The sequence below is a fragment of the Pseudomonas sp. GW458-11-26-14-LB4 genome, from assembly GCF_059423925.1.
Window position 1 is genome coordinate 547,487 of sequence record NZ_JBWKYU010000001.1, and the last position, 24,768, is coordinate 572,254.

A 24,768-nucleotide genomic window follows, 5' to 3' on the forward strand; every position below is an offset into this window, starting at 1 on the left:
ACGCTCTGCGTGGGAACGCCGCCATGGACGCTCCGCGTCCGCTTCAAGACGTGACGCGGAGCGTCACAGGATGCATTCCCACGCGGGAGCGTGGGAACGATCAGTGTGAGGTGGCTTAGCGACCTTTGCTCCACAACCACGCGCCGACCAGGATCCCCATCCCGCACAGCACCGCCACATAGTAGGCAGGCCCCATCGCGCTTTCTTTCAGCAGCAGGCTGACCACCATCGGCGTCAGGCCACCGAAGATCGCGTAAGCGACGTTATAAGAGAAGGACAGACCGCTGAAGCGCACCACCGGCGGGAACGCTTTCACCATGACATAAGGCACCGCGCCGATGGTGCCGACCAGAAAACCGGTCAGCGCATACAGCGGGAACAGCCAGTTCGGATGATCGGCGAGGCTGTGATAGAAGGTCCAGGAACTGGCCAGCAAACCCAGGCAACCGAACACGAACACCCGACCGGCACCGAAGCGATCGGCCAGCGCACCGGAAATGATGCAGCCCAGGCTCAGGAACACGATCGCCAGGCTGTTGGATTGCAGCGCGGTGGTCGGCGAGAAGTGATAGACCGTTTGCAACACGGTCGGCGTCATCAGGATCACCACAACGATACCGGCGGACAGCAGCCAGGTCAGCAGCATCGACACCGCGATTGCACCGCGATGGTCACGCAGTACGGCGCGCAACGGCACCTCTTCGGCCAGCGCCTTGCGCTGTTGCAGTTCGGCGAACACCGGAGTTTCGTGGAGCCAGCGGCGCAGGTAGACCGAGAACAGACCGAAAACGCCACCCAGCAGGAACGGGATTCGCCAGGCGTAATCCGAAACTTCCGTTGGCGTATAAATGCTGTTGATCGCGGTGGCGACCAGCGAACCGAGGAGGATGCCCGCCGTCAGGCCGCTGGTCAGGGTGCCGCAGGCGTAGCCGATGTGCTTGCCGGGTACGTGTTCGGAAACGAAGACCCACGCCCCCGGCACTTCGCCGCCAATCGCCGCGCCCTGAATGACGCGCATCAACAGCAGCAGAATCGGCGCCCACATGCCGATCTGGGCGTAGGTCGGCAGCAGGCCCATGATCAGGGTCGGCACGGCCATCATGAAAATGCTCAGGGTGAACATCTTCTTGCGCCCCAGCAGGTCGCCGAAGTGCGCCATCACGATCCCGCCCAGCGGCCGCGCGAGGTAGCCGGCGGCGAAGATGCCGAAGGTCTGCATCAGGCGCAGCCACTCGGGCATGTCGGCCGGGAAGAACAATTTGCCGACCACGGTGGCGAAGAACACGAAGATGATGAAATCGTAGAACTCCAGCGCGCCCCCCAGGGCCGAAAGCGACAGAGTCTTGTAGTCATTGCGGGTCAACGGTCGTGCGGGTTGGTCGGGCTGCGCGAGGCTCGAGGGCGCTGTGGTCATGGCAAGGTCTTCTCTTATAGTCGGATCTGCCGCCACAACAACGCTGGCTGTGGCTCGGGCAGGTTCGGCACCATAGCAAATTGTTCGAAAAAGCACATAGAGGCGCGTATTTGCCGGTCGAAATCAGAACCGGACGGTCGTCGCGGAGTCTACCGACCGATATACTCGCAACCTTGCTCCGGTTTGTAAGGGGTTGCTGTGCGAAAACGTCGTTGGCCCGACCCTTGCTCGGGATTAGCCGGTTTCGCAGAGTTTCTCCTTAGGCGCCTGATGGAAAACGTGACGAACGTAGTATGTTCGGTGCTGAATCGTTTTTCCCGAAGACGGCTACCACCAGCAATACCCAACGAAGAGTCACGGGTCAGAGGCACCCCCGGCATGATAGAGCTCGAACAAGAAGATCCGATCCCGCAAGGCGACCTGGCCCTGCAAATCACCGCGCTTCCCCGCGAAACCAACGGCTTCGGCGATATTTTCGGCGGCTGGCTGGTGGCGCAGATGGACCTGGCCGGCACTGCCATGGCCAGTCGTGTTGCCGGCGGCCGTGTTGCGACCGTCGCCATCGATCGCATGGCGTTTCTGGTGCCGGTGGCTGTCGGCGCGCAATTGTCCTTTTATACCCAGACCCTGGAAATCGGCCGCAGCTCGATCCAGATGATGGTCGAGGTGTGGAGCGACGATCCGCTGTCCAGCGAGTGGCGTAAAGTGACCGAAGCGGTGTTTGTGTTCGTCGCCATCGATGGCAGCGGTCGCACCCGTTCGGTTCCGCCACGCGCACGTTAAACCTCGCGGCCGTTTCACGGTCGATAGTCGTCCAAGTTGCTGATCGAGAGTTGTCCCATGAACACGCCCAACGTTGAAGCCGTGAAACTGGATGAACTGAACTGCTGGCGCATCCGCCACGGTCAGGCCGAAGTGCTGGTGGCCCAGCAAGGCGCGCACATCCTCAGTTATCAGGTGGACGGCCAGCCGCCGATCATCTGGCTGAACGACAAGGCCATGTTCAAGACCGGCCAGAGCATCCGCGCCGGCGTGCCGGTGTGCTGGCCGTGGTTCGGCAAGTTCGAACGCAACCCGCAGAGCGTGCAGGTGATGCGCGTCAGCGAAGAACCGGCCGCCGCCCACGGGTTTGTCCGGACGATGGATTGGGAGCTGGGCGGTATTGAAACCGAAGGTGAAAGCCTGAAGGTGGAGTTCAAGCTGCCCTACCCTGAAGGCGGTTTTCCGGGCTGGCCGCATCAGGTCGATCTGACCCTGACCCTGCGCCTCGACGATCAACTGCACATCAGCCTGACCAGCCACAACCGTGGTACAGACAGCGTCAGCATCAGCCAGGCATTGCACAGCTATTTCGCCGTCAGCGATGTGCGCAACGTTCGCGTCGAAGGTGTGGATGGCCTCGATTACATCGAGACTCTGGATGACTGGAAAACCCACACCCAGCAAGGCGACCTGCGTTTTGCCGGGGAAACCGACCGTATCTACCTCGACGTTCCGCCGCAACTGAGCATTATCGATCCGGCCTGGGAACGGCGCATCGTGCTGACCGCTACCGGTTCACGCACGGCGGTGATCTGGAACCCGTGGATCGACCGCGCCGCCGCGCTCAGCGACATGGATAACGACGGCTGGCAGCGCATGCTGTGCATCGAGACGGCGAACGTGATGAGTGATGTGATGACTCTGGCGCCGGATGCCGGTCACACAATGGGTGTCAGTATTGGCAGCGAGCCACTCTGAAAACAAAAATCGCAGCCCTGAGGCTGCGATTTTTTTTGCCGTTCTGAATTACAGATCCGATTCCTGCACCACCCGCACCTTGTCCGCCTCCAGCGCATACGCCGCATCGGCCAGGTCATTGCTGACCTTCTCGATCTTCAGCGTGCCGGTCACCCACAGCGGCGTATAGATGTCATCCAGTTTCAAGCCTTTTGGATAACGCACCAGCACCAGTTGATTCGGTGGCGGTGGTGGTACGTGGATGCACGCGCCCGGGTACGGCACGAGGAAGAACAGCGTGCTGCGGCCCTTGGCGTCGGATTCCAGCGGCACCGGATAACCGCCGATGCGGATGTGCTTGTCGTTCATCGACGCCACGGTCTTGGTCGAATACATCACCGCCGGCAAACCTTTGGCCTGCTTCATCCCGCCTTTCTGGGTGAAGGTGCCGGTGGCTTCCGGGGAGTTGTGGTCGATTTCAGGCATGGCCTCGAGGGCTTTCTGGTCCGACTTGGGCATCAGTTCCAGCCAGTCGGTTTCCGGCAGTTCGCCGGCGTGGGCCAGACCGCTGCCCAGCAAAAGGAGAGTCAACAGAAGACGGCGCATGAAGGTGCTCGGTAAAGGATGCTCGAAAAGGGAGGGGACGCTGAATCGCCGAGCATTTTAGCCCTCCCCGCCGGATTGGCGGAGAGGACTTTGTCGCTTTGAATCAGTTCTTTTTGATCAGGCCGTAGATCACCAGCAGCACGATCGCGCCAACCAGCGCGCCGATGAAGCCGGCGCCCTGACCCGCCTGATAGATGCCCAGGGCCTGGCCGCCGTAAGTGGCTGCCAGCGAACCGCCGATACCGAGCAGGATGGTCATGATCCAGCCCATGCTGTCATCGCCCGGTTTCAGGAACCGCGCCAGCAAGCCGACGATGAGGCCGATAAAGATGGTTCCGATAATTCCCATGGCATTTCCCTCTGAATGGTAGATATGCGATGAAGCCTAGCCAGACTTTCGCATCCTGCCATCAGAGAACGGCGGCCCCGCAATGGTTCCGCCGCTGCCGGATGAAACTGTCGTTACTCGGCGATCAGCGCTTCGACCTTGAGGATTTGCTGCTCGAGGGTCGCCTTGTCCTTGCAGCGCAGGTTGGCGTGACCGACCTTGCGCCCGGCCTTGAAGGCCTTGCCGTAGTGATGCAGGTGGCAATCGTCGATGGCGATAACCTTCTCGACCGGCGGAACAACGCCGATGAAGTTGAGCATCGCGCTCTCGCCGACCTTGGCGGTCGAACCCAGCGGCAGACCGGCAACGGCCCGCAGGTGGTTTTCGAACTGGCTGCACTCGGCGCCTTCGGTGGTCCAGTGCCCGGAGTTGTGCACGCGCGGGGCAATTTCGTTGGCCTTGAGGCCACCGTCGACTTCAAAGAACTCGAACGCCATCACGCCGACGTAGTTCAGCTGCTTGAGGACGCGGCTGGAGTAGTCTTCAGCCAGGGCCTGCAGCGGGTGATCGGAACTGGCGACCGACAGCTTGAGAATGCCGCTGTCATGGGTGTTGTGCACCAGTGGATAGAACTTCGTCTCGCCATCGCGGGCGCGCACGGCGATCAGCGACACTTCGCCGGTGAATGGCACGAAGCCTTCCAGCAGGCAAGGCACGCTGCCCAGTTCGGCGAAGGTACCGACCACGTCTTCCGGCTTGCGCAGGACTTTCTGACCCTTGCCGTCGTAACCCAGGGTGCGGGTTTTCAGCACAGCAGGCAGGCCGATCGAAGCGACGGCGGCGTCCAGGTCGGCTTGCGACTGGATGTCGGCGAACGCCGGGGTCGGAATCCCCAGGTCCTTGAACATGCTCTTTTCGAACCAGCGGTCGCGAGCGATGCGCAGGGCTTCGGCACTCGGGTAGACCGGCACGAATTGCGAAAGGAACGCCACGGTTTCCGCCGGGACGCTTTCGAACTCGAAGGTCACCAGATCGACTTCATCGGCCAACTGGCGCAGGTGATCCTGATCGCCGTAATCGGCCCGCAGGTGTTCGCCCAACGCAGCGGCGCAAGCGTCCGGCGCAGGGTCGAGGAAAGCGAAGTTCATGCCCAGCGGGGTGCCCGCCAGGGCCAACATGCGACCCAACTGGCCGCCACCGATTACACCGATCTTCATCTCAACAACCTCAGGCAATACGTGGGTCTGGATTGTCCAGGACGCTGTCTGTCTGCTCGGCACGGAAGGTTTTCAGTACCGCGTGGAATTGTGGATGCTTGGCGCCCAGGATGCTCGCCGACAGCAGGGCTGCGTTGATCGCACCGGCCTTGCCGATGGCCAGGGTGGCAACCGGAATACCGGCCGGCATCTGCACGATCGACAGCAGCGAATCGACGCCCGAGAGCATCGCCGACTGGACCGGAACGCCCAGCACCGGCAGGTGGGTCTTGGCCGCACACATGCCTGGCAGGTGGGCTGCGCCACCGGCACCGGCGATGATCACCTCGATGCCGCGGCCTTCAGCCTCTTCGGCGTACTGGAACAGCAGATCCGGGGTGCGGTGGGCGGAAACCACCTTGACCTCGTAAGGGATGCCGAGCTTTTCCAGCATATCGGCGGTGTGGCTAAGGGTGGACCAATCGGACTTGGAGCCCATGATCACGCCAACCAGTGCACTCATCGTCGCGCCTCTTCTCTCTGGGCGCCCGCAGGCGCGTCAAAAACAACAAGCCACGCAGGATGCGTGGCTTGTTGTAGGAAAAATGGCCGGACGAACCGGCCGAAGGCCGCGCAGTATACCGCAAAGAAAGCAATAAACAGCCCCCGTGGCGACCATCTGTCATCTGCACCGAACCACTCATTTTACTGACTCGAAAATCAAGAACAGCGCCTCTGCCGTTCAAACGAAATACATAGCGATCAAGTTATATCGGGAACGCACTTAACTCACTGCGGCATCCATGTAATAAAATTCAAAACACTCCTGAGCGTCATAACTCATCGCGCATGGTATATAAACAATCACCCACAACTTACTGACGCAGCCAATCACCACAACCGGCAATATCAATATCAACCAGAAATACCCACTACCGTTATACCTCTTGCAATACATCGCAAGCTGGGCGCATTGCTAAAAACCCGCAACAACTCAAACATTAAAAGGATTTAAACATGCTAAAGGAACCAATAGCACTACAAGTTTTCATCCACGAAGACCTGTCGGACTACACTAAGGAAGATCTATACAAAAGGCACTTCTCCTGGCTTGCAGCGGAGATTGAGTACATTACCGGCCGCAAAATGCTGATTCGCCTGATCGAACCATCAGAAGCAAGGGACCTGAGCAGTCATCCGTATCAAAACTTGAACGAACGTGCCTCGCTGAGCGCTTAGAAAACCAAGGTCGACAAGTATCGAAACACTAATCTTGACCTGCGCTTGATCAAGTTTCTGTTACTGACGCGCAACTCTATAAACAGCCGTACACGGGGAATTGCCGAACTCCCAGGTTACGTGGGTATCGCCTCGACAGAAAAAGTCAGCACGGCCGCTCACGAAGTAGGGCACATGTTCGGTGCAACACATGAAGACGCCGAAATTCTCTACAACGGATGGTGGAGCGAAACGGTCATGTCGAGTGATGAGTTCTCTCCACTGCGAAGCAACGCCGACCGTTTCAGTGATAAAAATCGAGAAAACATTCGTAAGTACCTGAGCACAAAAGTTGTAACAGGCCCAGTGCAATCGACCCTGCGTCCCGAGGAAGACTGGGACTGAGGCAAGGCATGCCGAACTTAAAAAGGAATTACGGATGACCATTGTTAACAAGAAACGAGACATCAATATCTTCGCCGTCGTTCACGACGATATTCCGGCGACGACAACCACGAGTATTTACGCCGAGCACTTCCAGCCTTTTGTGAAAGAGCTGGAAAGCTTTATCGATCGAAAATTCAATGTTGTCTTTGGCAGGGGCGCACCCTACAGCCAGTTCAACTACAAAGGTGATGACCCGCTACGGACCTTGAAAAGTTGGGAAATACTGGGCCGCCAATACCTGGAGCTGGCCAAGGCCGAAGGCTTCGAGACTGGCCCGCTGGATCAGGTCGTTCTGCTGACTAAAGAAAACCTGAATGAGAGGACTGGGGGGGCTGCACTGCTATGGCCTCCACTCAATACCGGAAACTTTGCAATCTCTTCTCTCGGCAGCCGGATCACTGTGGGTCATGAAGTCGGTCACTTGCTGGGCGCCCGACATGAAGATTCGGAAATTCAATACAACGGCTGGTGGTGTGAAACGTACATGACCCCACAACCCCATCCACTCAGATCCATTTGTTACAGTTTCAGCCAGAAAAACCGGGAAAACATACAAAACCATTTGGCCAGCAAAGGCTGACCGTTCGCCTGGAGACTCGGCAGAGGCGAAAACAAAGTTCGCCTCTGCTTCCATCACTCAGCTATTGCCACTCGCCGCGCCGCCCTCCAACTTGCGCCACAACAACCGCACATTGGCCTTGCGCACCAGCGCGCATCTGTACAGACGAATCTCCAGCGGCACATGCCACTGCGCGCCGCCGCAGACCACCAGTTCGCCCCGCGCCAGCTCGGCCCGCACGCTCAGCTGCGGTACCCAGGCAATGCCGAGGCCTTCCAGCGCCATGCTTTTCAGGCTGTCGGCCATGGCGGTTTCATAGATCGTGGTGAAGCGCAGCTGACGCTGACGCAGCAAGCCGTTCACGGAGCGTCCGAGAAACGCCCCGGCGCTGTACGCCAGTAACGGCACACTGCCCTCGCCTTCCAGATCGAACAGCGGCTTGCCATTGGCATCTGCCGCACATACCGGAAGCATTTCGGTCTGGCCCAGGTGCAGCGACGGGAAGATCTCCGGGTCCATCTGCATCGCCGCGTCCGGGTCGTAGAACGCCAGCATCAGATCGCAGCCACCTTCACGCAGCGCGTGCACCGCGTCGCCAACGTTGGTCGCCACCAGCCGGGTAGCGATGTTCAGGCCTTCGTTGCGCAATTGCGCGATCCAGCGCGGAAAGAAACCGAGCGCCAGCGAGTGCGCCGCCGCGACCTGGATCACTTCGCCCTGCCCGCCTTCCAGATGATGAAGATGGCGCAGCACTTCACCGAGCTGTTCGACCACGGTGCGCGCGGTCACCAGGAACAGTTGCCCCGCCGCCGTCAGCTCGATTGGCGTGCGCGAGCGGTTGACCAGCGTCAGGCCCAGCGCCGCTTCCAGGCTGCGGATCCGCCGACTGAAAGCCGGCTGGGTCACGAAGCGCCGTTCGGCCGCCTGCGAGAAGCTGCGGGTGGCAGCCAGAGCACTGAAGTCCTCGAGCCATTTGCTTTCCAGATTCATCACGTCCTCCCGGACACGCACCAAAACAGGTCACACGTCTGCCGCGCACGCGGCGTCACACGGGCATTATGCCGAATGTGCATAGGGCAGTGTTTAACAGCATTGGCCCAAAAATTCCCACAAGCCTAGCATTCGCAGCGTTCCGGCACAGACCGGGTCCATATCGAGATGATTTCTATCATGTCCTCCGCTGCATCATTCCGCACAGAAAACGACCTGCTTGGCGCCCTCGAAGTCCCTGCTCAAGCGTATTACGGCATCCAGACCCTGCGAGCGGTGAATAACTTCCGCCTCTCGGGCGTTCCGATTTCGCACTACCCGAAGCTGGTTGTCGGTCTGGCGATGGTCAAACAGGCCGCCGCTGACGCCAACCGTGAGCTGGGTCACCTGAGCGAAGCCAAGCACGCTGCCATCAGCGAAGCCTGTGCACGTCTGATCCGCGGCGATTTCCACGAAGAGTTCGTGGTCGACATGATTCAAGGTGGCGCCGGTACCTCCACCAACATGAACGCCAACGAAGTGATCGCCAACATTGCTCTTGAAGCGATGGGTCACCAGAAAGGCGAGTACCAGTACCTGCACCCGAACGACGACGTGAACATGGCGCAGTCGACCAACGACGCCTACCCGACCGCGATCCGTCTGGGTCTGCTGCTGGGTCACGACGCGCTGCTGGCCAGCCTCGACAGCCTGATTCAGGCTTTCGCAGCCAAGGGTGAAGAATTCAACCACGTCCTGAAGATGGGTCGTACCCAACTGCAAGACGCCGTACCAATGACCCTGGGTCAAGAGTTCCGCGCTTTCGCTACCACCATGGGCGAAGACCTGGCCCGTCTGAAGACGCTGGCTCCGGAACTGCTGACCGAAGTGAACCTGGGCGGCACCGCGATCGGTACCGGCATCAACGCTGACCCGCGTTACCAGGCCCTGGCCGTACAGCGTCTGGCGCTGATCAGCGGTCAACCGCTGGTTCCAGCCGCCGACCTGATCGAAGCCACTTCCGACATGGGCGCCTTCGTGCTGTTCTCCGGCATGCTCAAGCGCACCGCGGTCAAGCTGTCGAAGATCTGCAACGACCTGCGCCTGCTGTCCAGCGGCCCGCGCACCGGCATCAACGAAATCAACCTGCCGGCGCGTCAGCCAGGCAGCTCGATCATGCCAGGCAAGGTCAACCCGGTGATCCCGGAAGCCGTGAATCAGGTGGCATTCCAGGTCATCGGTAACGATCTGGCGCTGACCATGGCAGCCGAAGGCGGCCAACTGCAACTGAACGTGATGGAGCCGCTGATCGCCTTCAAGATCCTCGACTCGATCCGCCTGCTGCAACGCGCCATGGACATGCTGCGCGAGCACTGCATCGTCGGCATCACCGCCAACGAAGCGCGCTGCCGTGAACTGGTCGAACACTCGATCGGTCTGGTCACCGCACTGAACCCGTACATCGGCTACAAAAACGCCACCCGCATCGCCCGTATCGCCCTTGAAAGCGGCCGCGGCGTGCTGGAACTGGTGCGCGAAGAAGGTCTGCTCGACGAAGCCATGCTCGCCGACATCCTGCGCCCGGAAAACATGATTGCTCCGCGTCTGGTGCCTCTGAAGGCCTGATCCGACGCGTTACTTGTAGCACCGCTCACCAGGTCGAGGGACTAGACACCTCTCACCTTTTGAGGGCTTGGGGAGCATTCCCCGAGCCCTTTTTTTTAACTGTTTGAACCTGAGAACCGTATGTATGGAAGCTGGCTGCAAACCGGCTCCCAGACAAGCCCGACGCCGGTAACGTCGGGTGTTTCAAAGCTTCGTTTCGTCGCTTGCACCACAACCGTGCAGACGGGCGCCGCACTGATCGGTATAGTGCCGCCCCTCTTCGCGTGAGCGGTCGTCGGTAACGAGGCCATAACCCATGCGAAACCCGAACTAATAACAAACCCGCGATATGGATCCGGGACGAAACCCTCGCCTCGCCCGTTGTGCCGCACGCACACCGGTGTAACGCGATGTTTCCGACCATCCAGCATTTGCTTACACAATAAACAGCGAGGAAAAATCCATGCTCGAAGTCATCAACGACTTCCTCTCAGGGAAAGTACTGATCGTGCTCATTGTCGGGCTCGGTAGCTACTTCACGATTCGCTCGCGTTTCGTTCAATTGCGCCACTTCTTCCACATGTTCGCGGTGTTCCGCGACAGCCTCAAAGGCAGCGCCGGGCAACTCAGCTCGTTCCAGGCCCTGATGCTCAGCCTCGCCGGCCGCGTCGGTGCAGGCAACATCGCCGGTGTCGGCATCGCCGTGACTCTCGGTGGTCCGGGTGCGGTGTTCTGGATGTGGGTGACCGCTCTGGTCGGCATGTCCAGCAGCTTCTTCGAATGTACGCTGGCCCAGGTCTACAAGCGCGCCGATGGCGATGGCCTGTACCGTGGCGGTCCGGCTTACTACATCCAGCACGGCCTGAAACTCAAAGGCATGGCGGTGGTGTTCTCGATTCTGCTGCTGGTCACTTACGGATTCGCCTTCATCGGCCTGCAGTCCTACACCGTGACCCACTCGCTGCAAAACGCCTTTGCCTTTGATCCGCAACACACCGGTATCGTCCTGGCAGTGCTGCTGGCCATTACCTTCATCGGTGGCATCAAGCGCATCGCTTCGGTGTCCGACCTGCTGGTACCGATCAAGACCCTGGCCTACATCGGCGTGACCCTGTACGTGATCGGCACCCAGATCGAACACGTGCCAGCCATGCTGGAAACCATCTTCAAGAGCGCCTTCGGTCTCGACCCGGCCTTCGGCGGCCTGCTCGGCAGCGCCATCGTGATGGGCGTGAAACGTGGCGTGTTCGCCAACGAAGCGGGCCTGGGCAGTGCGCCGAACGTCGCCGCCGTGGCCGCCGTGAAGCACCCGGGCGCTCAAGGCGTGGTTCAGGCGTTCAGCGTGTTCCTCGACACCTTCGTGATCTGCACCTGCACCGCGCTGCTGATCCTGCTGTCGGGCTTCTACACCCCGGGCTTCGAAGGTGACGGCATCGTCCTGACCCAGAACTCGCTGGCCGCCGTGGTGGGTGACTGGGGCCGCATGTTCGTCAGCGTCGCGCTGTCGCTGTTCGTCTTCACTTGCATCCTCTACAACTACTACCTGGGCGAAAACAGCCTGCAGTTCCTCACCCGCAACCGCGCTGCGCTGATGACGTTCCGCGGCCTGGTGCTGGCGCTGGTGGTCTGGGGTTCGATGCAGGATCTGTCGACCGTGTTCGCCTTCGCCGACATCACCATGACCTGCCTGGCCTTCGTCAACCTGGTGGCCCTGGCCATGCTGTTCAAGGTCGGCATGCGCGTGATGCGCGACTACGATGCGCAGCGTCGCGCCGGCGTCGACCAGCCGGTGTTCGACTCCAGCAAGTTCAGCGACCTGGATCTGGACCTGAAGGCCTGGCCTGCCAATCCGTCGGCCGACACCCAGGCCGACGCTCAGCCGCAAGGCATCCCTGCAGCGCAACGCTGATCGGGTAAAAACCGGGCGCAGGTCTTGCGCCCGGCGTGACACAGGCGGCGGTCGGCGTCATGCTCGACCGCATGCTGTCTTCGTTCAGGAGAACTCCCCATGAATTCCTCGACCTACCCTGCCGCCCAGCACGTCATGGTGCTGTACACCGGCGGCACCATCGGCATGCAGGCCAGCGCCAATGGCCTGGCCCCGGCGTCCGGTTTCGAAGCGCGGATGCGCGACTACCTGCACAGCCAGCCTGAGCTGGTCGTACCGCAGTGGCGCTTTCGCGAGATGTCGCCGCTGATCGACAGCGCCAACATGACCCCGGCCTACTGGCAGCAACTGCGTGAAGCCGTCGTCGATGCCGTCGATGTGCAAGGTTGCGACAGCGTGCTGATCCTGCACGGCACCGACACCCTGGCCTACAGCGCCGCCGCCATGAGCTTCCAGTTGCTCGGCCTGCATGCCCGCGTGTGCTTCACCGGTTCGATGCTGCCGGCCGGCGTCACCGACAGCGACGCCTGGGAAAACCTCAGCGGTGCGCTGGTCGCCCTCGGCCAAGGCCTGGCGCCGGGTGTACACCTTTATTTCCACGGCGAACTGCTGGCGCCGACCCGTTGCGCGAAAGTGCGCAGCTTCGGCCGTCATCCGTTCAAACGCCTGGAGCGTCAGGGCGGCGGCTTGAAGGCCACGTCCCTGCCGGCAGCGCTGAACTACAACCAGCCCAAGCAACTGGCCAAGGTGGCGGTATTGCCGCTGTTCCCGGGCATCGGCGCCGAGATCATCGACGGCCTGCTCGACAGCGGCATTCAGGGTCTGGTGCTGGAGTGCTACGGCAGCGGCACCGGGCCGAGCGACAATCCGGAGTTCCTCGCCAGCCTTGGCCGGGCGCGGGACAACGGTGTCGTGGTGGTTGCGGTCACGCAGTGCCATGAAGGCGGTGTTGAGCTGGATGTCTACGAAGCGGGCAGCCGCTTGCGTGGCGTTGGCGTGCTGTCCGGTGGCGGCATGACCCGCGAAGCAGCGTTCGGCAAGTTGAACGGATTGCTTGGCGCGGGTCTTGAGACAGCTGAAGTGCGGCGACTGGTCGAACTCGACTTGTGCGGCGAGCTCATCTGATCGCAACAAGCTGTGGGAGCACCTCTGCTCCCACAGCCCGGCATGCAACTTGCTGCCGTTTCCAGCATCCCAAGGCTGGAAGTTCGCGATGCTCCACTCCCACCTCACCACCCTCAACGCCGTCTCCCTGGTGCTCAACACCTTCAGGGATCAGGGCCTGTCCAGCGAAGCGCTGCTGGCCGGCAGCGGCATCAGCGCGGCGGATCTGAGCCGGGCCGACACCCGCATCACCACCAATCAGGAGATGCAGGTCTGCGCCAACGCGGTCGCGCTCAAACACGACATCGGTCTGGAGCTGGGCCGGCGCATGCATGTTTCCTGCTACGGCATCCTCGGTTACGCGCTGCTGACCTGTGCCACCTTCGGTGACGCTTTGCGCCTGGCGATCCGTTATCCGGCGCTGCTGGGAACACTTTTCGAGCTGAGCCTGGAAGATGACGGCGAGCGCGTCTGGTTTGTCGCCGCCGATTATCGCGAGAGCCCGGCGATGGCGGTGTTCAACGCGGAGTTCTGCCTGGTGTCGCTGAAAGTCATCTGCGACGACCTGCTCGGCCATCCGTTGCCATTGCTGGCTGCCCGCTTCGAACACACCGCACCGGATTACCGCGACAGCTACGCCGAACACTTCAAGGCGCCGCTGCACTTCGGCGCCAAGGACAACGCCTTCGCCTTCGACCGGCGCTGGCTCGACCAGCCGCTGCCGCTGGCCGACATCATCACTCACCAGGCCATGGCCGAGCGTTGCCGCAAACAGAACACCGAGTTCACCGGCCGCCAGGCGTGGCTGGGGCGGATCCGCCAGTTGCTCAGTGCGCAACTCAATGCCGCACCGGGGCTGGAAGGTCTGGCGCAACAGATGAACTGCTCGCCACGCACCTTGCGCCGGCATCTGAAGGACATGGGCTGCAGTTATCAGGAGCTGCTCGACGAGCTGCGTTTCGAGCGGGCCAAGCAGATGCTTTGCGAGGATCAGTTGCCGATCTACCGCATCGCCGAAAACCTCGGCTTCAGCGAGACCGCAAGCTTCCGCCATGCCTTCGTGCGCTGGAGCGGTGTGGCACCGAGTCAGTTCCGGCCACACGGTTAAACCGTCGAGGGGCGATATCAGGTCAGTATTTTTGGCCACATCGATCCCCTTTTGGCCTTTCTGGCCGTTCTCCGATTCGCCCCGCGCCGTAACACTGGAGCCAACCGAATCAGCCCCTGCGGAGAACAACAAATGCTGACGATCTACTCTGACGATCACCACCTGCACCATGGCCGCTGCGAATTGATCGACGGGCAACTCAAACCTTGCTTCGAGATGCCGTCGCGCGCCGACCACGTGCTGCAACGGGTGAAAAATCAAAACCTCGGCCCGGTCGAGGCGCCGAAGGATTTCGGCCTCGGGCCGATCGAGCGCATTCACAGCCGCGACTACCTCGACTTCTTCAAAGGCGCCTGGGCGCGCTGGACCGAATTCAACACCGACGGTGACTTGCTGCCCTACACCTGGCCGGCGCGCACCTTGCGTCAGGTCAAACCGACCAGCCTGCACGGCCAGCTCGGCTATTACAGCTTCGACGGCGGCGCACCGATCACCGCCGGCACCTGGCAAGCGGCGTACAGCGCGGCGCAAGTGGCACTGACCGCACAAGCGGAAATCCAGCGTGGCGCCCGTGGTGCCTTCGCCCTGTGCCGTCCACCGGGACACCACGCTGCCGGTGATTTGATGGGCGGTTATTGCTACCTCAACAATGCCGCCATCGCCGCGCAAGCGTTCCTCGATCAGGGCCACAAGAAGGTCGCAATCCTCGACGTCGACTACCACCACGGCAACGGCACCCAATCGATTTTCTACGAGCGCAGCGACGTGCTGTTCACTTCGATCCACGGCCATCCGGAAGCGGAATTCCCGTTCTTCCTCGGCTACGAAGACGAACGCGGCGAAGGCGCCGGCGAAGGCTTCAACTTCAACTATCCGCTGCCGGCCGGTTCCGGTTGGGATGTCTGGAGCGCGGCGCTGGATCAGGCCTGCCAGGAGATCGACAACTACGGCGCCGACATCATCGTCGTGTCGCTGGGCGTCGACACCTTCAAGGACGATCCGATCTCGCAGTTCAAGCTCGACAGTCCGGATTACCTGGCGATGGGCAAACGCATCGCGGCCCTCGGCAAACCGACCCTGTTCGTCATGGAAGGTGGCTACGCGGTGGAAGAAATCGGCATCAACGCGGTGAACGTGCTTGAAGGTTTCGAACAATGAGCAGACTCAAGCACTTCATCGCGCCGGCGTTGTGCGCGGCGCTGCTGAGCAGCGGCGGCGCTCATGCGGAAGAACGTACCCTGCGCGTCTACAACTGGTTCGACTACATCACTCCCAAGGCACTGGAAGATTTCAAGGCGCAGAACAGCCAGACCAAACTGGTCTACGACATCTTCGACACCAACGAAGCGCTGGAGGCCAAGCTGCTGACCGGCAACTCCGGTTATGACGTGGTAGTGCCGTCCAACGTGTTCCTCGCCAAGCAGATCGAGGCCGGGGTGTTCCAGCCGCTGGATCGCAGCCAGTTGCCGAACTGGAACCACCTCGACCCGAAACTGATGAAGCTGATCGAAGCCAACGATCCGGGCAACAAGTTCGCCGTGCCGTACATGTACGGCACCATCCTGATCGGCTTCAACCCGGCCAAGGTCAAGGCCGCGCTGGGTGACAACGCGCCGGTGGACAGCTGGGACCTGATCTTCAAGGAAGAGAACATCAGCAAGCTCAAGCAGTGCGGCGTGGCCCTGCTCGACTCGCCATCGGAGATTCTGCCGCTGGCCCTGCAACACCTCGGCCTGGATCCCAACAGCAAGAACCCGGCGGACTACGCCAAGGCTGAAGCGCTGTTGATGAAGATTCGCCCGTACGTGACCTACTTCCATTCGTCCAAGTACATGGCCGACATCGCCAACGGCGACATCTGCGTTGCCGTCGGCTATTCGGGCAGCTTCTCGCAAGCGGCCAACCGCGCCAAGGAAGCGAAGAATGGCGTGGTGGTGGACATGCGTCTGCCGAAAGAAGGCGCGCCGATCTGGTTCGACATGCTTGCCATCCCGAAAGGTGCGAAGAATCCGCAGGATGCCTACACCTTCATCAACTACCTGCTGCAACCGCAGGTGATTGCGCCGGTCAGCGATTTTGTCGGTTATCCGAACCCGAACAAGGACGCCACCGAACTTGTCGACCCGGCGATTCGTAACAACCCGAATCTGTACCCGACCGATGCGGCGATGAACACGCTCTACACCCTGCAACCGTTGCCGCGTGATGCGGAACGGGCGCGCACCCGGGCCTGGACCAAGATCAAGTCCGGCACCTGAAGCGCTGCGACCCAACCAGACCCGCAGCCGCGGGTCTTTTTTTGCCTGCAAGATCTATGTACCGCATCGCAGCGCGGCCAGGATTTTAGTGTCCGATTTTTCCCCGTGGACATGAGCATGACTGAACCTGCCGCCGCCCCAGACGTTTCCCCTCCTTTGCTGAAACAGAGCCGGCTGGTCGAACTGACCGGCCAGGGCTACTCGCTGCATCAAGTCGCCTCGACGTTGTTGCGCGAAGGACTGAACAAAAGCTATCCCGACCAACACATCGATCCGGATCACTGCATGCTCGCGACACCTCTGCGCGAGGCCGACACCTCAGAGAACACCGCCAGGGTCTTCGCCTTCGAGTCGCTGACCCATGCCTTCATCCAGCACTGCCTGCACAAGACCACAGCCGATTACATCGAAGGCGAGCACTTCCTGACCCGAACACCCAACGCAGTTCCTCCCACTCTTCTGCCGGTGAGCATGGACGACATCACTGCGCTGGTGAACGACCTCGCACCTTTTCTGTTCCTCGAATATCAGCAGCGTCAGCTCGATTACTGGAACGAGTCCGCCAATGGCCAGCCACGCTGGCAAGAGCTGTCCGATCAGTTGTGCTCGGCGGCAAATGTGCAGTCGGCCAGCGGCTGGGACGCCGACGAATGCGCATTCGCACGATTTGTCGCGCAGCATCCGGACCGGAGTGAGCGCTCGACCGCAGCCAACGATTTCGTCGGACTGAAAGCCTGCCTGATGGACATCGAACTGGTCGACGGTGAGGACAGCACACACCTGCTTGTCGCCGGCGCTCTCGTGCTGACCGCCACCGTCAAAAAACGAAACCGGATCCTGATGTACACCGTTGCCGATGGCTATGAATCATTCGACTCGCTGACCGCGCTGGGAGAAACATTGCCGCAGCGACTCGATCCCCGGCTGTCCGATCGCTCCTTGAAATGGCGCCTGATCGAGCCCGAAGGAAACATCTTCGATGCCGTCGCCCAGGCGCAGATCAGCAACCAGCTCGGCGCGATCGAGGCACTGGATCCCGCCAGCCGGTCGATCAGTGCCCACGCCGGTTCCGGCCGCCAGCGCCGCAGTCGATTCAGCCCACTTGAGCGGGCTCGGCTCGACCAGCTGGAAGAGGCCATTCCCGACTGGTTGCTCGATGGGTCGGCGCATGACCTGCAGGACTACAGTCGCTACGTTGCCGAGCTCGGCACGTTGCGCAACGAAGCCGGGAATGGCGCGTTCAGGGAAGACGACATTCCCCTGATCAAACCCTACGCCGAACGCCGGATGCGTGAAGCGATCATTGCCGACGAAAGCGCTGAAGGCGCCGCCGACCTGCCTCTGGAACAGCTGCGAATCACGGTGACGAACAGCCTCGAAACCGGCGGCTTCACGCTGCCCAATCCATTTGATCAGGTACACGAAACCCTGGGTGAATTTGCCCTGCAAAACGCCACGCCCTACCAGGCCACGATCGCCTTCGACGATGGCCGAGCCGTACCTGGCTGGTTGACGGTGGATTTTCTGACCGCCGTCGCGGAAAAGGTCGACATCGGTGGTCACTATCCGCAACTGATCAAACGCGCGCTGATCGATGACCCGATCCGTTCGACCGCGCACCGGACTCGCTATCTGCGCCAGCTGCCGACGCTTCTGCCGATGCTCGCGCTGGAGTGCAAACTCAGACGCCAGGGTGCAATCGATGAGCGTGGCTATACCTATGTCTGCCAGTTGATGGATGCCATCAACCGCAAACTGCCGGCGGCCGAACATCCGGTGACCATCCGGCCTCTGGCGTTCGTCCCACGCCGCCGCTTGAGCCGGCGTTCGGATGTGGTCGCCAACATGTTCATCATTTGTCCGCGAGATCACGCACACGGTCCCTGTCTTTTGTACCGACCGCTGCTGGACACCCCATTGATGCAGTTCGCTTCGTTGCAGAACCTGATGTATGCGCTGTATCAGGCGGGCGAACTGCGCAATTCGGTACTCGCCTGGATGGGCAGCGCGGCCCTGAGTTTCGAGTACTCGCAATACGCCTTCCCGGTGGGTCTGCCCTCGCCGTGGATCGTCACTCAACTGGCCACGGAACCGTTCATGCATCTGGACCTGACCGGCCCGATCGAACTGGAAAATGCGCCGCTCGACGGCGACATCCTCGCTGCGCTGTACGCGGCGAACAGTCAGGCACTGGTCGAGCTTGCGAACCGTCAGTCACAGTCCAACCGTGAGCGTCGCTGGGCACTTCTGGCGGACAGCGGCTGGGCCATTTTCAGCGTCGCCGCAAATTTCATGAGCGGCGCAGCCGGCACCGCTGTCTGGGTCTGGCAGACCATCACGCAGATCCAGCAGGCGATTGATGCCCATGAACGCGACGACAATCTGGTGGCCTGGCAATCCACCGCCGATGTTCTGCTCACCCTCGGCATCATCATGACTCAGCACGCCGTGGTACGACGCAACCGCTCCTGGTCGCCGCGCCGGAGTAAATCGTACGAGTTCGAGCAAGGGACGCCGGAGAGCGTGGCGTCCGCGAGAACGCCGCAACCTGCGCCAGCGGTCGCGCCATCCGTCGTCCTCGATCCGCTGGTTGTCACCGGCGAAGTCCCTGCCGATCATTTCACTCAACTCGAACAGGGGACGCTGTTGCGACCTGGCACCAGCGCACGCTTCATCGCGATGCTCGACCGTTTCAGCATCGCCGCACCTGACTTGAGCGGCAAACGAGCCTCGTCGGTCACTCACCTCTACACCCTCGACGGCAAGACGTGCGTCCAGGTCGGCATGCGCTGGTTTGAAGTGATCGCCCGGCCAGGCGAGCCGGTTCACATCGTTGACCCGGCCGACCCACAGCGTATCGGCATGGCCCTGAAATACGACGAGACGGCCGGACAATGGCACTGGGACCCGAAACTGCGCTTGCGCGGCGGCATGCCGAGAAGCCGGATCGAGGCATTCCGTCGATCCAAAAAACAGATCATGGATGCAGCGTGGACTGAGCTGGAACAATTTGAAGCAGGCGAAACCGAAGCGAAAACACTGCTGCTGCGAGCACTGGTCGCCCTTCCACGGGATATCAGCGAAGCCGGATTCGAGCACTCCGCGTCCATTTATCTGGACCGCGCCACGAAGCTGGGCAATGACTACACCAAGGCCCTGGACCAACTCGAGATCTGGCGCGAGGCAGGGGGCGGCGGCTCGGTACACCAGGCCAGACTGATGAGCCTTACTCTGGGTCAGCACCGCTGTTTTGGCTCGTGGCTGCGAGTGAAGATGCGGACTTATGCCAAGACCACGCAAATATTCGTTGACAGCGCAATCAACCAGACAGCGATACCGCGAAACAAGCAGATCGAAATAGCCACCGTCGCCACCGCGATGAGCGACGAAATGATTGCCACCCTGCAGACCCTGGATCGTTCGCTGCACGTCTTGAACAGCCACTCGGCCAAGGCCAGAGAAGTGGCCACACGACTGGAATTGCTGCTGCCGGATTTCAGCCCGCTCGATCTCAAGGCCAATGAAATCGGCATGTCCTACGAACGCTGTGTCGTGGAACAGCCGGGGGCCGCCATGAATGCCGCCCGTGCTGCCATCGGGATCATCACGGCCACGGCTGCCGACGCCGGTCACGAATTGATCCTGCTGAACAAGACAGCGGTCACCGCTGACGGACAGCCGGCGCGTATCGAGCGCCTGTCGCAATGGAACGACCTCTTCGCCAGCCTTGGTGAACGCGTCGAACGGCTGCCAGCCGACCATCCCGGCCAGTACGTCCAGGCCCGACTCGACAGGGTTCGCGAGCTGATCGGCGAGTTCCACCTGCTGGCTCGCAATCGACTGACCACGGAACTGCCTGAACCTGAGGAACGACCGGCACCCGTCAAGTCCAGACCCCAGCCCTCCACATCACAGTCCAAAGTGAAGGTCTCCAAGAGCCGCCCCCGCCCAGAGGTGGACGAGCAGGCTTCCACTGCCTCGGGCAGCGACTCCAGCGCAGAGGTCGCGTTCGTCAAACTGTCCACTCGACGGCCTGACCCGAAGGTGCCCAAGGATGACGAGGACCTTCTTTCATCGGCCATCCAGCTTGAAGCGGACATCGACCGGTTCAACAGCAAGACCCGCGAGGATGCCAAGCGACCAGGGCGCATTCCCGCCGACATCCGCGACATGTTCGAACAGCAAGTCGCGCGGCTCAAGCAAGCGGCCAATGACGTCGACAGCGCCATTACCCGAAGAAAAAACGCCAGGAAGGATCCCTGGCCCGTGGCCTCCCTCATCCCGAACCTGCGCGCGGGTGCCATCCGCACACAGGCCGAAGGCATTGCGGTCTATGCGGCCATGCTTAAACACCGCAAACCTAGGGAAACCTATTTCCACTGGTTGAACGACAACGGGCAGGTCAAGGTCAGCAAAGACCCTCGCGGGCGCATTCGTACCCGTTATCGCGGGGACTACTTTCAGGAGTACCGGATTCTCGACAGGAACAACGCTGACAAGCCGCTGTGGGTGGCGCACTTCCACTACGACCAGCTCGGGGATGCGGATGAGCTGTACACCACCGCCCACCTGAAACCGGCCGATGCCTATCTGCAGACGCTCGATGACAAAACCCGGCAGGCACTCAACACCTTCGATGCCGTCGACAACGCACTACGGCGTATCGTCGATCCGCAAGTGCGCGACCTGTTCCTGAAATCGCAGGCGGAGGCTCAACTGAAAGACGGTTAAGGGCGCCAGACTTCGCGCAAACGGGCCAGTGCCGACTCGATCGCCGGCTCCGGCACCGCCGCAAAACCCAGCACCAGACCGGCGCGCTGATCGATCGGGGTCGTCGAGTCAGGCAGCCAATACTTGCTCAGGCCGTGGACTTCCACTTCCACGCTGGCGGCCTGCTCGATCAGCTGTTGTTCGCGGGCCACGCTGTCGACCGCCACGGTGAGATGCAGTCCCGCTGACACCGCCGGCAGCTCACCCACGCCCGCCAATCCTTGCGGCCAACCGTTGATGAGGGCGTTACGCCGACTGAGGGCTGCCCGACGCATCCGCCGGATGTGCCGTTGGAAATGCCCGGCTGCCATGAACTCGGCCATCACCGCTTGAGTGCTGACTTCCGAATGCCGGACATCCACCGCGCGTCGCTGCGCAAAGGCTTCCACCAGCCCCGGCGGCAACACCAGATAACCCAGGCGCAGCGCCGGGAACGCGACCTTGCCGAAAGTGCCGACGTACAACACGCGACCCTGGCGATCGAGCGCAGCCAGCGGAGCCAGTGGCGCGCCGGTGTAGCGATACTCGCCGTCGTAGTCGTCCTCGACGATCCAGCCGCCGGTGCGCTCGGCCCAGGCCAGCAATTCCAGACGCCGCGCCAGGCTCATCACCACCCCGGTCGGGTATTGATGAGACGGCGTGACATAAGCCACCCGGCAATCTTCGGCGGCCGCCAGTGCCGCGCAGTCGATGCCCTCTTCGTCCACGGCAATACCGTGCAATCGACCACCGGCCAGTGCGAACGCATGACCCGCTGCGCGATAGCCGGGATTCTCGATGCCTACGCCGGCGCCCGGCTCCACCAGCAACTGTGCACAAAGGCTGATTCCCTGTTGCGCGCCACTGGTGATCACAATTTGCTCAGCCGAGCACTGCATGCCGCGCGAACTGCGCAAATAAGCGGCGATCAGACCGCGCAGGCGCGCATCGCCCGCCGGGTCGCCGTAACACAGTTGCTGCAAATCGGGTTTGCGCCAGAACGCCGCGTTCAGCTTGGCCCAGACGTCGAACGGAAACAGATCAAACGCCGGAACACCGACCCGGAATGCTCGCGGCGGACCGCTCGGTGGCGTCGGTAAATGGTTCTGCTCAAGCCGCTGCAATGCACCACTGTGGATAACTTTGCTGGATAAATCCCCAGTGGAATTGACCGAAATTGTGGATAAGGTTGTGGGTAAGCCTGTTGAAAACCCTGTGGATACTTTTGTGGATAATTTTTTCGCGGGCGCCACCGATTGCGGTAACTGCGCCACATAAGTGCCGTCCCCGACCCGGCCTTCAATGAAACCTTCGGCATACAGCTGATCGTAGGCGCGCACCACGCTGTTGCGGGAAATCCCCAGCGCCGCTGCCAGATCGCGGCTGGCCGGCAGGCGCGTGCCGCTGGCCAGACGTCCGTCGAGCACCCGCAGGCGCAAGGCCTGATAGAGCTGACGGCTCAGCCCTTTGCGGCGGTCGAGCTCGATACCGGCAGGGTTGAACGGCAGTGACAGCGTGGTCGAATCGGGCATCACAATGGACCTATGAAATTGGTCATCAATGGCTCTTACAACAGACCAATAGCCTGCCTACGATGCAGGCATTCGCCAAGGAAATTTTCTCCATGTACACACCCCGCGCCTTTGCCATCGACGACTTGTCCCAACTGCACGAACTGATCCTCGCCACCCGCCTCGCCATCCTGGTGACCCACGGTGAACAAGGCTTGCAAGCCAGTCATGTGCCGGTGTTGCTGCATCGCGAACAAGGTCCGAACGGCACGCTGTACGGGCATCTGGCCAAGGCCAATCCGCAGTGGAAAGACCTGCGCGACGGCGCCGAGGCCCTGCTGATTTTCCCCGGTGCCGATGCCTACGTCAGCCCGGGCTTTTACCCGAGCAAGGCCGAGCACGGCAAAGTCGTGCCGACCTGGAACTACGTTGCCGTGCACGCCTACGGTCACGCCGAAACCTTCAGCGACGGTGGTCGCCTGCTGGACATCGTCAGCACCCTCACCAACCGCCATGAGGCCGGCCGCGCCCAGCCCTGGTCGGTTGACGATGCCCCGGCCGATTACATCGACGGCATGCTCAAGGCCATCGTCGGGTTCGCCATTCCGATCGATCGCCTCGAAGGCAAGCGCAAGCTCAGCCAGAACCGCAGCGCCGAAGACATCGCCGGCGTGCGCGAAGGCCTGGCTGCCAGCTCCGACATCAACGATCAAACCCTCGCTCACTTGATGCGTTAAGGAAATCACCATGAGTCAGATCGACATCCGTCCGGTCAGCGCCGTCGATCACGCGGCCTGGCTGCCGCTGTGGCAGGCCTACCTACGCTTCTACAACACTGAATTGCCGGACGCCGTCAGCCAGAGCACCTGGCAGCGTTTTCTCGACCCGAACGAACCGACCCACGCCGCCCTCGCCTGGGCCGATGGCAAAGCGGTGGGCATGGTGCATTTCATCTACCATCGTTCGAACTGGAGCATCGAAAACTCCTGCTACCTGCAAGACCTGCTGGTGGAGCCGCAAACCCGTGGCACCGGCGTCGGTCGCCTGCTGATCGAACACGTGTACGCCACGGCCAAGGCCGACGGTTGCTGCAAGGTGCACTGGCTGACCCACGAAACCAACGCCACGGCGATCCAGCTCTACGAGCGCATCGCCGAGCGCCCGGGTTTCATCCAGTTTCGCAAAGCCATTTAAGGAGCCACGCGCATGACGATTTCTCTCGCTGACTGGAAAGGCGTGCCGCCACCCTCCACCACCCTGATCGAAGGCCGCTTCATCCGCCTGGAAAAACTCGACCCGGCACGCCACGGCGACGACCTGTTCAACGCCCTGCAAGGCCCCGGCGCCGACCCGAAACTCTGGGATTACTTGCCCTACGGCCCGTTCCCGGAACGCAGCGCCTTCAATGACTGGCTGAACAACCACGCCGCCCACAGCGACCCGTATTTTTTCAGCGTCATCGACCGCGCCAGCGGCCAGGTGCAAGGCATCCTCAGCCTGATGTCGATCGTCCCGGCACAGGGCCGCATCGAAATCGGCCACGTCACCTTCGGCGCCCCGATGCAGCGCTCGCCGAAAAGCACCGAGGCGGTCTACCTGCTGGCCAAAGAATCCTTCGCCCTCGGCTACCGCCGCCTCGAATGGAAATGCAACAACGGCAACGCCCGTTCCAAATACGCGGCCGAGCGTTTGGGCTTCAGCTTCGAAGGTGTGTTTCGCCAGCACATGGTTGTGAAAGGCCAGAACCGCGACACCGCGTGGTACTCGATTCTGGACTCGGAATGGCCGGCGATTGCGGCGGGGTTCGAGCGCTGGTTGAGCGATGAGAATCAGACGGCGGATGGGCAGGTGAAGGGGTTGGTTGAGTGCCGCGGTTGAACCAGTGAACGTAAAAGAGCGCAGCCTGTGTCATCTCGTTCAAGCGATGTCCAAGGCTGCGATTTCGACTCTTCGCCACCGTCGGATCTGCAATGAATTGCAGATGAACGTCCAAATCTGAGGCCTGAACTGCAAAAGAATGCACATAGTCCGTACATCATTCTGTAAAAACCCTCCGCTATACAGGACGCCCCGCTTATAACAAAAGGAC

General features: G+C 61.1%; 22 protein-coding genes. 15 read left to right on the forward strand and 7 right to left on the reverse strand.

Going from position 1 to position 24,768, the window contains the following annotated elements; all coding sequences use genetic code 11:
• Positions 1-115 precede the first annotated feature (115 nt).
• Complete coding sequence (locus AC07XZ_RS02545; protein ID WP_102688434.1) at positions 116-1,414, reverse strand: MFS transporter; 1,299 nt, start codon at positions 1,412-1,414, stop codon at positions 116-118.
• 378 nt (positions 1,415-1,792) lie between these two features.
• On the opposite strand from AC07XZ_RS02545, the gene AC07XZ_RS02550 reads away from it, so the two are divergent.
• Positions 1,793-2,197, forward strand: a complete 405-nt coding sequence (locus AC07XZ_RS02550) for an acyl-CoA thioesterase (RefSeq protein ID WP_003229628.1) — start codon at positions 1,793-1,795, stop codon at positions 2,195-2,197.
• A 57-nt stretch (positions 2,198-2,254) separates the two neighbouring features.
• Positions 2,255-3,154, forward strand: a complete 900-nt coding sequence (locus AC07XZ_RS02555) for a D-hexose-6-phosphate mutarotase (RefSeq protein ID WP_102688435.1) — start codon at positions 2,255-2,257, stop codon at positions 3,152-3,154.
• A gap of 48 nt (positions 3,155-3,202) precedes the next feature.
• Here the strand turns inward: AC07XZ_RS02555 and AC07XZ_RS02560 are convergent, their stop codons facing one another.
• From AC07XZ_RS02560 to purE, 4 genes are all read right to left on the reverse strand, one after another.
• Positions 3,203-3,739, reverse strand: coding sequence for a DUF3299 domain-containing protein (locus AC07XZ_RS02560; RefSeq protein WP_064379774.1), 537 nt, complete (start codon positions 3,737-3,739; stop codon positions 3,203-3,205).
• A gap of 103 nt (positions 3,740-3,842) precedes the next feature.
• Complete coding sequence (locus AC07XZ_RS02565) at positions 3,843-4,088, reverse strand: GlsB/YeaQ/YmgE family stress response membrane protein (RefSeq protein WP_003229635.1); 246 nt, start codon at positions 4,086-4,088, stop codon at positions 3,843-3,845.
• Between the two features lie 113 nt (positions 4,089-4,201).
• On the reverse strand, positions 4,202-5,284 hold the full coding sequence (locus AC07XZ_RS02570; protein ID WP_085747949.1) for a 5-(carboxyamino)imidazole ribonucleotide synthase: 1,083 nt from the start codon (positions 5,282-5,284) through the stop codon (positions 4,202-4,204).
• A gap of 10 nt (positions 5,285-5,294) precedes the next feature.
• Positions 5,295-5,786 (reverse strand): 5-(carboxyamino)imidazole ribonucleotide mutase, encoded by a 492-nt coding sequence (gene purE / locus AC07XZ_RS02575; RefSeq protein WP_007954291.1) that lies wholly within the window; start codon positions 5,784-5,786, stop codon positions 5,295-5,297.
• A 494-nt stretch (positions 5,787-6,280) separates the two neighbouring features.
• Here purE and AC07XZ_RS02580 point away from each other — a divergent pair, with 494 nt between their 5' ends.
• The 3 genes from AC07XZ_RS02580 to AC07XZ_RS02590 are packed head-to-tail and all read left to right on the forward strand — an operon-like array spanning position 6,281 to position 7,508.
• A complete protein-coding gene (locus tag AC07XZ_RS02580; RefSeq protein ID WP_102688436.1) occupies positions 6,281-6,502 on the forward strand; it encodes a hypothetical protein in 222 nt (73 codons plus the stop codon).
• Between the two features lie 45 nt (positions 6,503-6,547).
• Positions 6,548-6,886: a zinc metalloprotease gene (locus tag AC07XZ_RS02585; RefSeq protein WP_158247738.1), complete on the forward strand. Its 339-nt coding sequence runs from the start codon at positions 6,548-6,550 to the stop codon at positions 6,884-6,886.
• Between the two features lie 34 nt (positions 6,887-6,920).
• Positions 6,921-7,508 carry a zinc metalloprotease gene (locus AC07XZ_RS02590; protein ID WP_085747951.1) on the forward strand — a complete coding sequence of 196 codons (588 nt, stop codon included), beginning with the start codon at positions 6,921-6,923 and terminating at the stop codon, positions 7,506-7,508.
• A 57-nt stretch (positions 7,509-7,565) separates the two neighbouring features.
• Here AC07XZ_RS02590 and AC07XZ_RS02595 read toward each other — a convergent pair whose 3' ends face one another.
• Positions 7,566-8,477 carry a LysR substrate-binding domain-containing protein gene (locus tag AC07XZ_RS02595; RefSeq protein ID WP_085747952.1) on the reverse strand — a complete coding sequence of 304 codons (912 nt, stop codon included), beginning with the start codon at positions 8,475-8,477 and terminating at the stop codon, positions 7,566-7,568.
• 180 nt (positions 8,478-8,657) lie between these two features.
• Here AC07XZ_RS02595 and aspA point away from each other — a divergent pair, with 180 nt between their 5' ends.
• The 7 genes from aspA to AC07XZ_RS02630 all read left to right on the forward strand — a co-directional run bounded on the left by aspA (position 8,658) and on the right by AC07XZ_RS02630 (position 21,150).
• Complete coding sequence (gene aspA, locus AC07XZ_RS02600; protein WP_003229645.1) at positions 8,658-10,082, forward strand: aspartate ammonia-lyase; 1,425 nt, start codon at positions 8,658-8,660, stop codon at positions 10,080-10,082.
• A 442-nt stretch (positions 10,083-10,524) separates the two neighbouring features.
• The gene (locus tag AC07XZ_RS02605) at positions 10,525-11,970 is read left to right on the forward strand and encodes an alanine/glycine:cation symporter family protein (RefSeq protein ID WP_085747953.1); all 1,446 of its coding nucleotides are present in this window, start codon (positions 10,525-10,527) and stop codon (positions 11,968-11,970) included.
• 99 nt (positions 11,971-12,069) lie between these two features.
• Entirely contained in the window at positions 12,070-13,074 is a 1,005-nt protein-coding gene (locus AC07XZ_RS02610) for an asparaginase (RefSeq protein WP_102688437.1), read from the forward strand.
• A gap of 88 nt (positions 13,075-13,162) precedes the next feature.
• The gene (locus AC07XZ_RS02615) at positions 13,163-14,161 is read left to right on the forward strand and encodes an AraC family transcriptional regulator (protein ID WP_102688438.1); all 999 of its coding nucleotides are present in this window, start codon (positions 13,163-13,165) and stop codon (positions 14,159-14,161) included.
• Between the two features lie 132 nt (positions 14,162-14,293).
• Positions 14,294-15,319 (forward strand): histone deacetylase family protein, encoded by a 1,026-nt coding sequence (locus tag AC07XZ_RS02620; RefSeq protein WP_007954279.1) that lies wholly within the window; start codon positions 14,294-14,296, stop codon positions 15,317-15,319.
• Positions 15,316-16,419 carry a polyamine ABC transporter substrate-binding protein gene (locus tag AC07XZ_RS02625; RefSeq protein WP_102688439.1) on the forward strand — a complete coding sequence of 368 codons (1,104 nt, stop codon included), beginning with the start codon at positions 15,316-15,318 and terminating at the stop codon, positions 16,417-16,419. Before AC07XZ_RS02620 ends, AC07XZ_RS02625 begins: the two co-directional genes overlap by 4 nt.
• Before the next feature lie 117 nt (positions 16,420-16,536).
• Positions 16,537-21,150, forward strand: a complete 4,614-nt coding sequence (locus AC07XZ_RS02630; RefSeq protein ID WP_102688442.1) for a dermonecrotic toxin domain-containing protein — start codon at positions 16,537-16,539, stop codon at positions 21,148-21,150.
• Here the strand turns inward: AC07XZ_RS02630 and pdxR are convergent.
• Positions 21,147-22,700: a MocR-like pyridoxine biosynthesis transcription factor PdxR gene (gene pdxR, locus AC07XZ_RS02635; RefSeq protein WP_102688440.1), complete on the reverse strand. Its 1,554-nt coding sequence runs from the start codon at positions 22,698-22,700 to the stop codon at positions 21,147-21,149. The two genes, AC07XZ_RS02630 and pdxR, sit on opposite strands and share 4 nt — an antisense overlap.
• A gap of 92 nt (positions 22,701-22,792) precedes the next feature.
• On the opposite strand from pdxR, the gene AC07XZ_RS02640 reads away from it, so the two are divergent.
• Genes AC07XZ_RS02640 through AC07XZ_RS02650 form a run of 3 tightly spaced genes read left to right on the forward strand, consistent with a single transcriptional unit; the run spans position 22,793 to position 24,557 of the window.
• A complete protein-coding gene (locus AC07XZ_RS02640) occupies positions 22,793-23,416 on the forward strand; it encodes an FMN-binding negative transcriptional regulator (protein ID WP_085747958.1) in 624 nt (207 codons plus the stop codon).
• Between the two features lie 10 nt (positions 23,417-23,426).
• Positions 23,427-23,873 (forward strand): GNAT family N-acetyltransferase, encoded by a 447-nt coding sequence (locus AC07XZ_RS02645; protein ID WP_085747959.1) that lies wholly within the window; start codon positions 23,427-23,429, stop codon positions 23,871-23,873.
• A gap of 12 nt (positions 23,874-23,885) precedes the next feature.
• A complete protein-coding gene (locus AC07XZ_RS02650; protein WP_102688441.1) occupies positions 23,886-24,557 on the forward strand; it encodes a GNAT family N-acetyltransferase in 672 nt (223 codons plus the stop codon).
• Positions 24,558-24,768 lie beyond the last annotated feature (211 nt).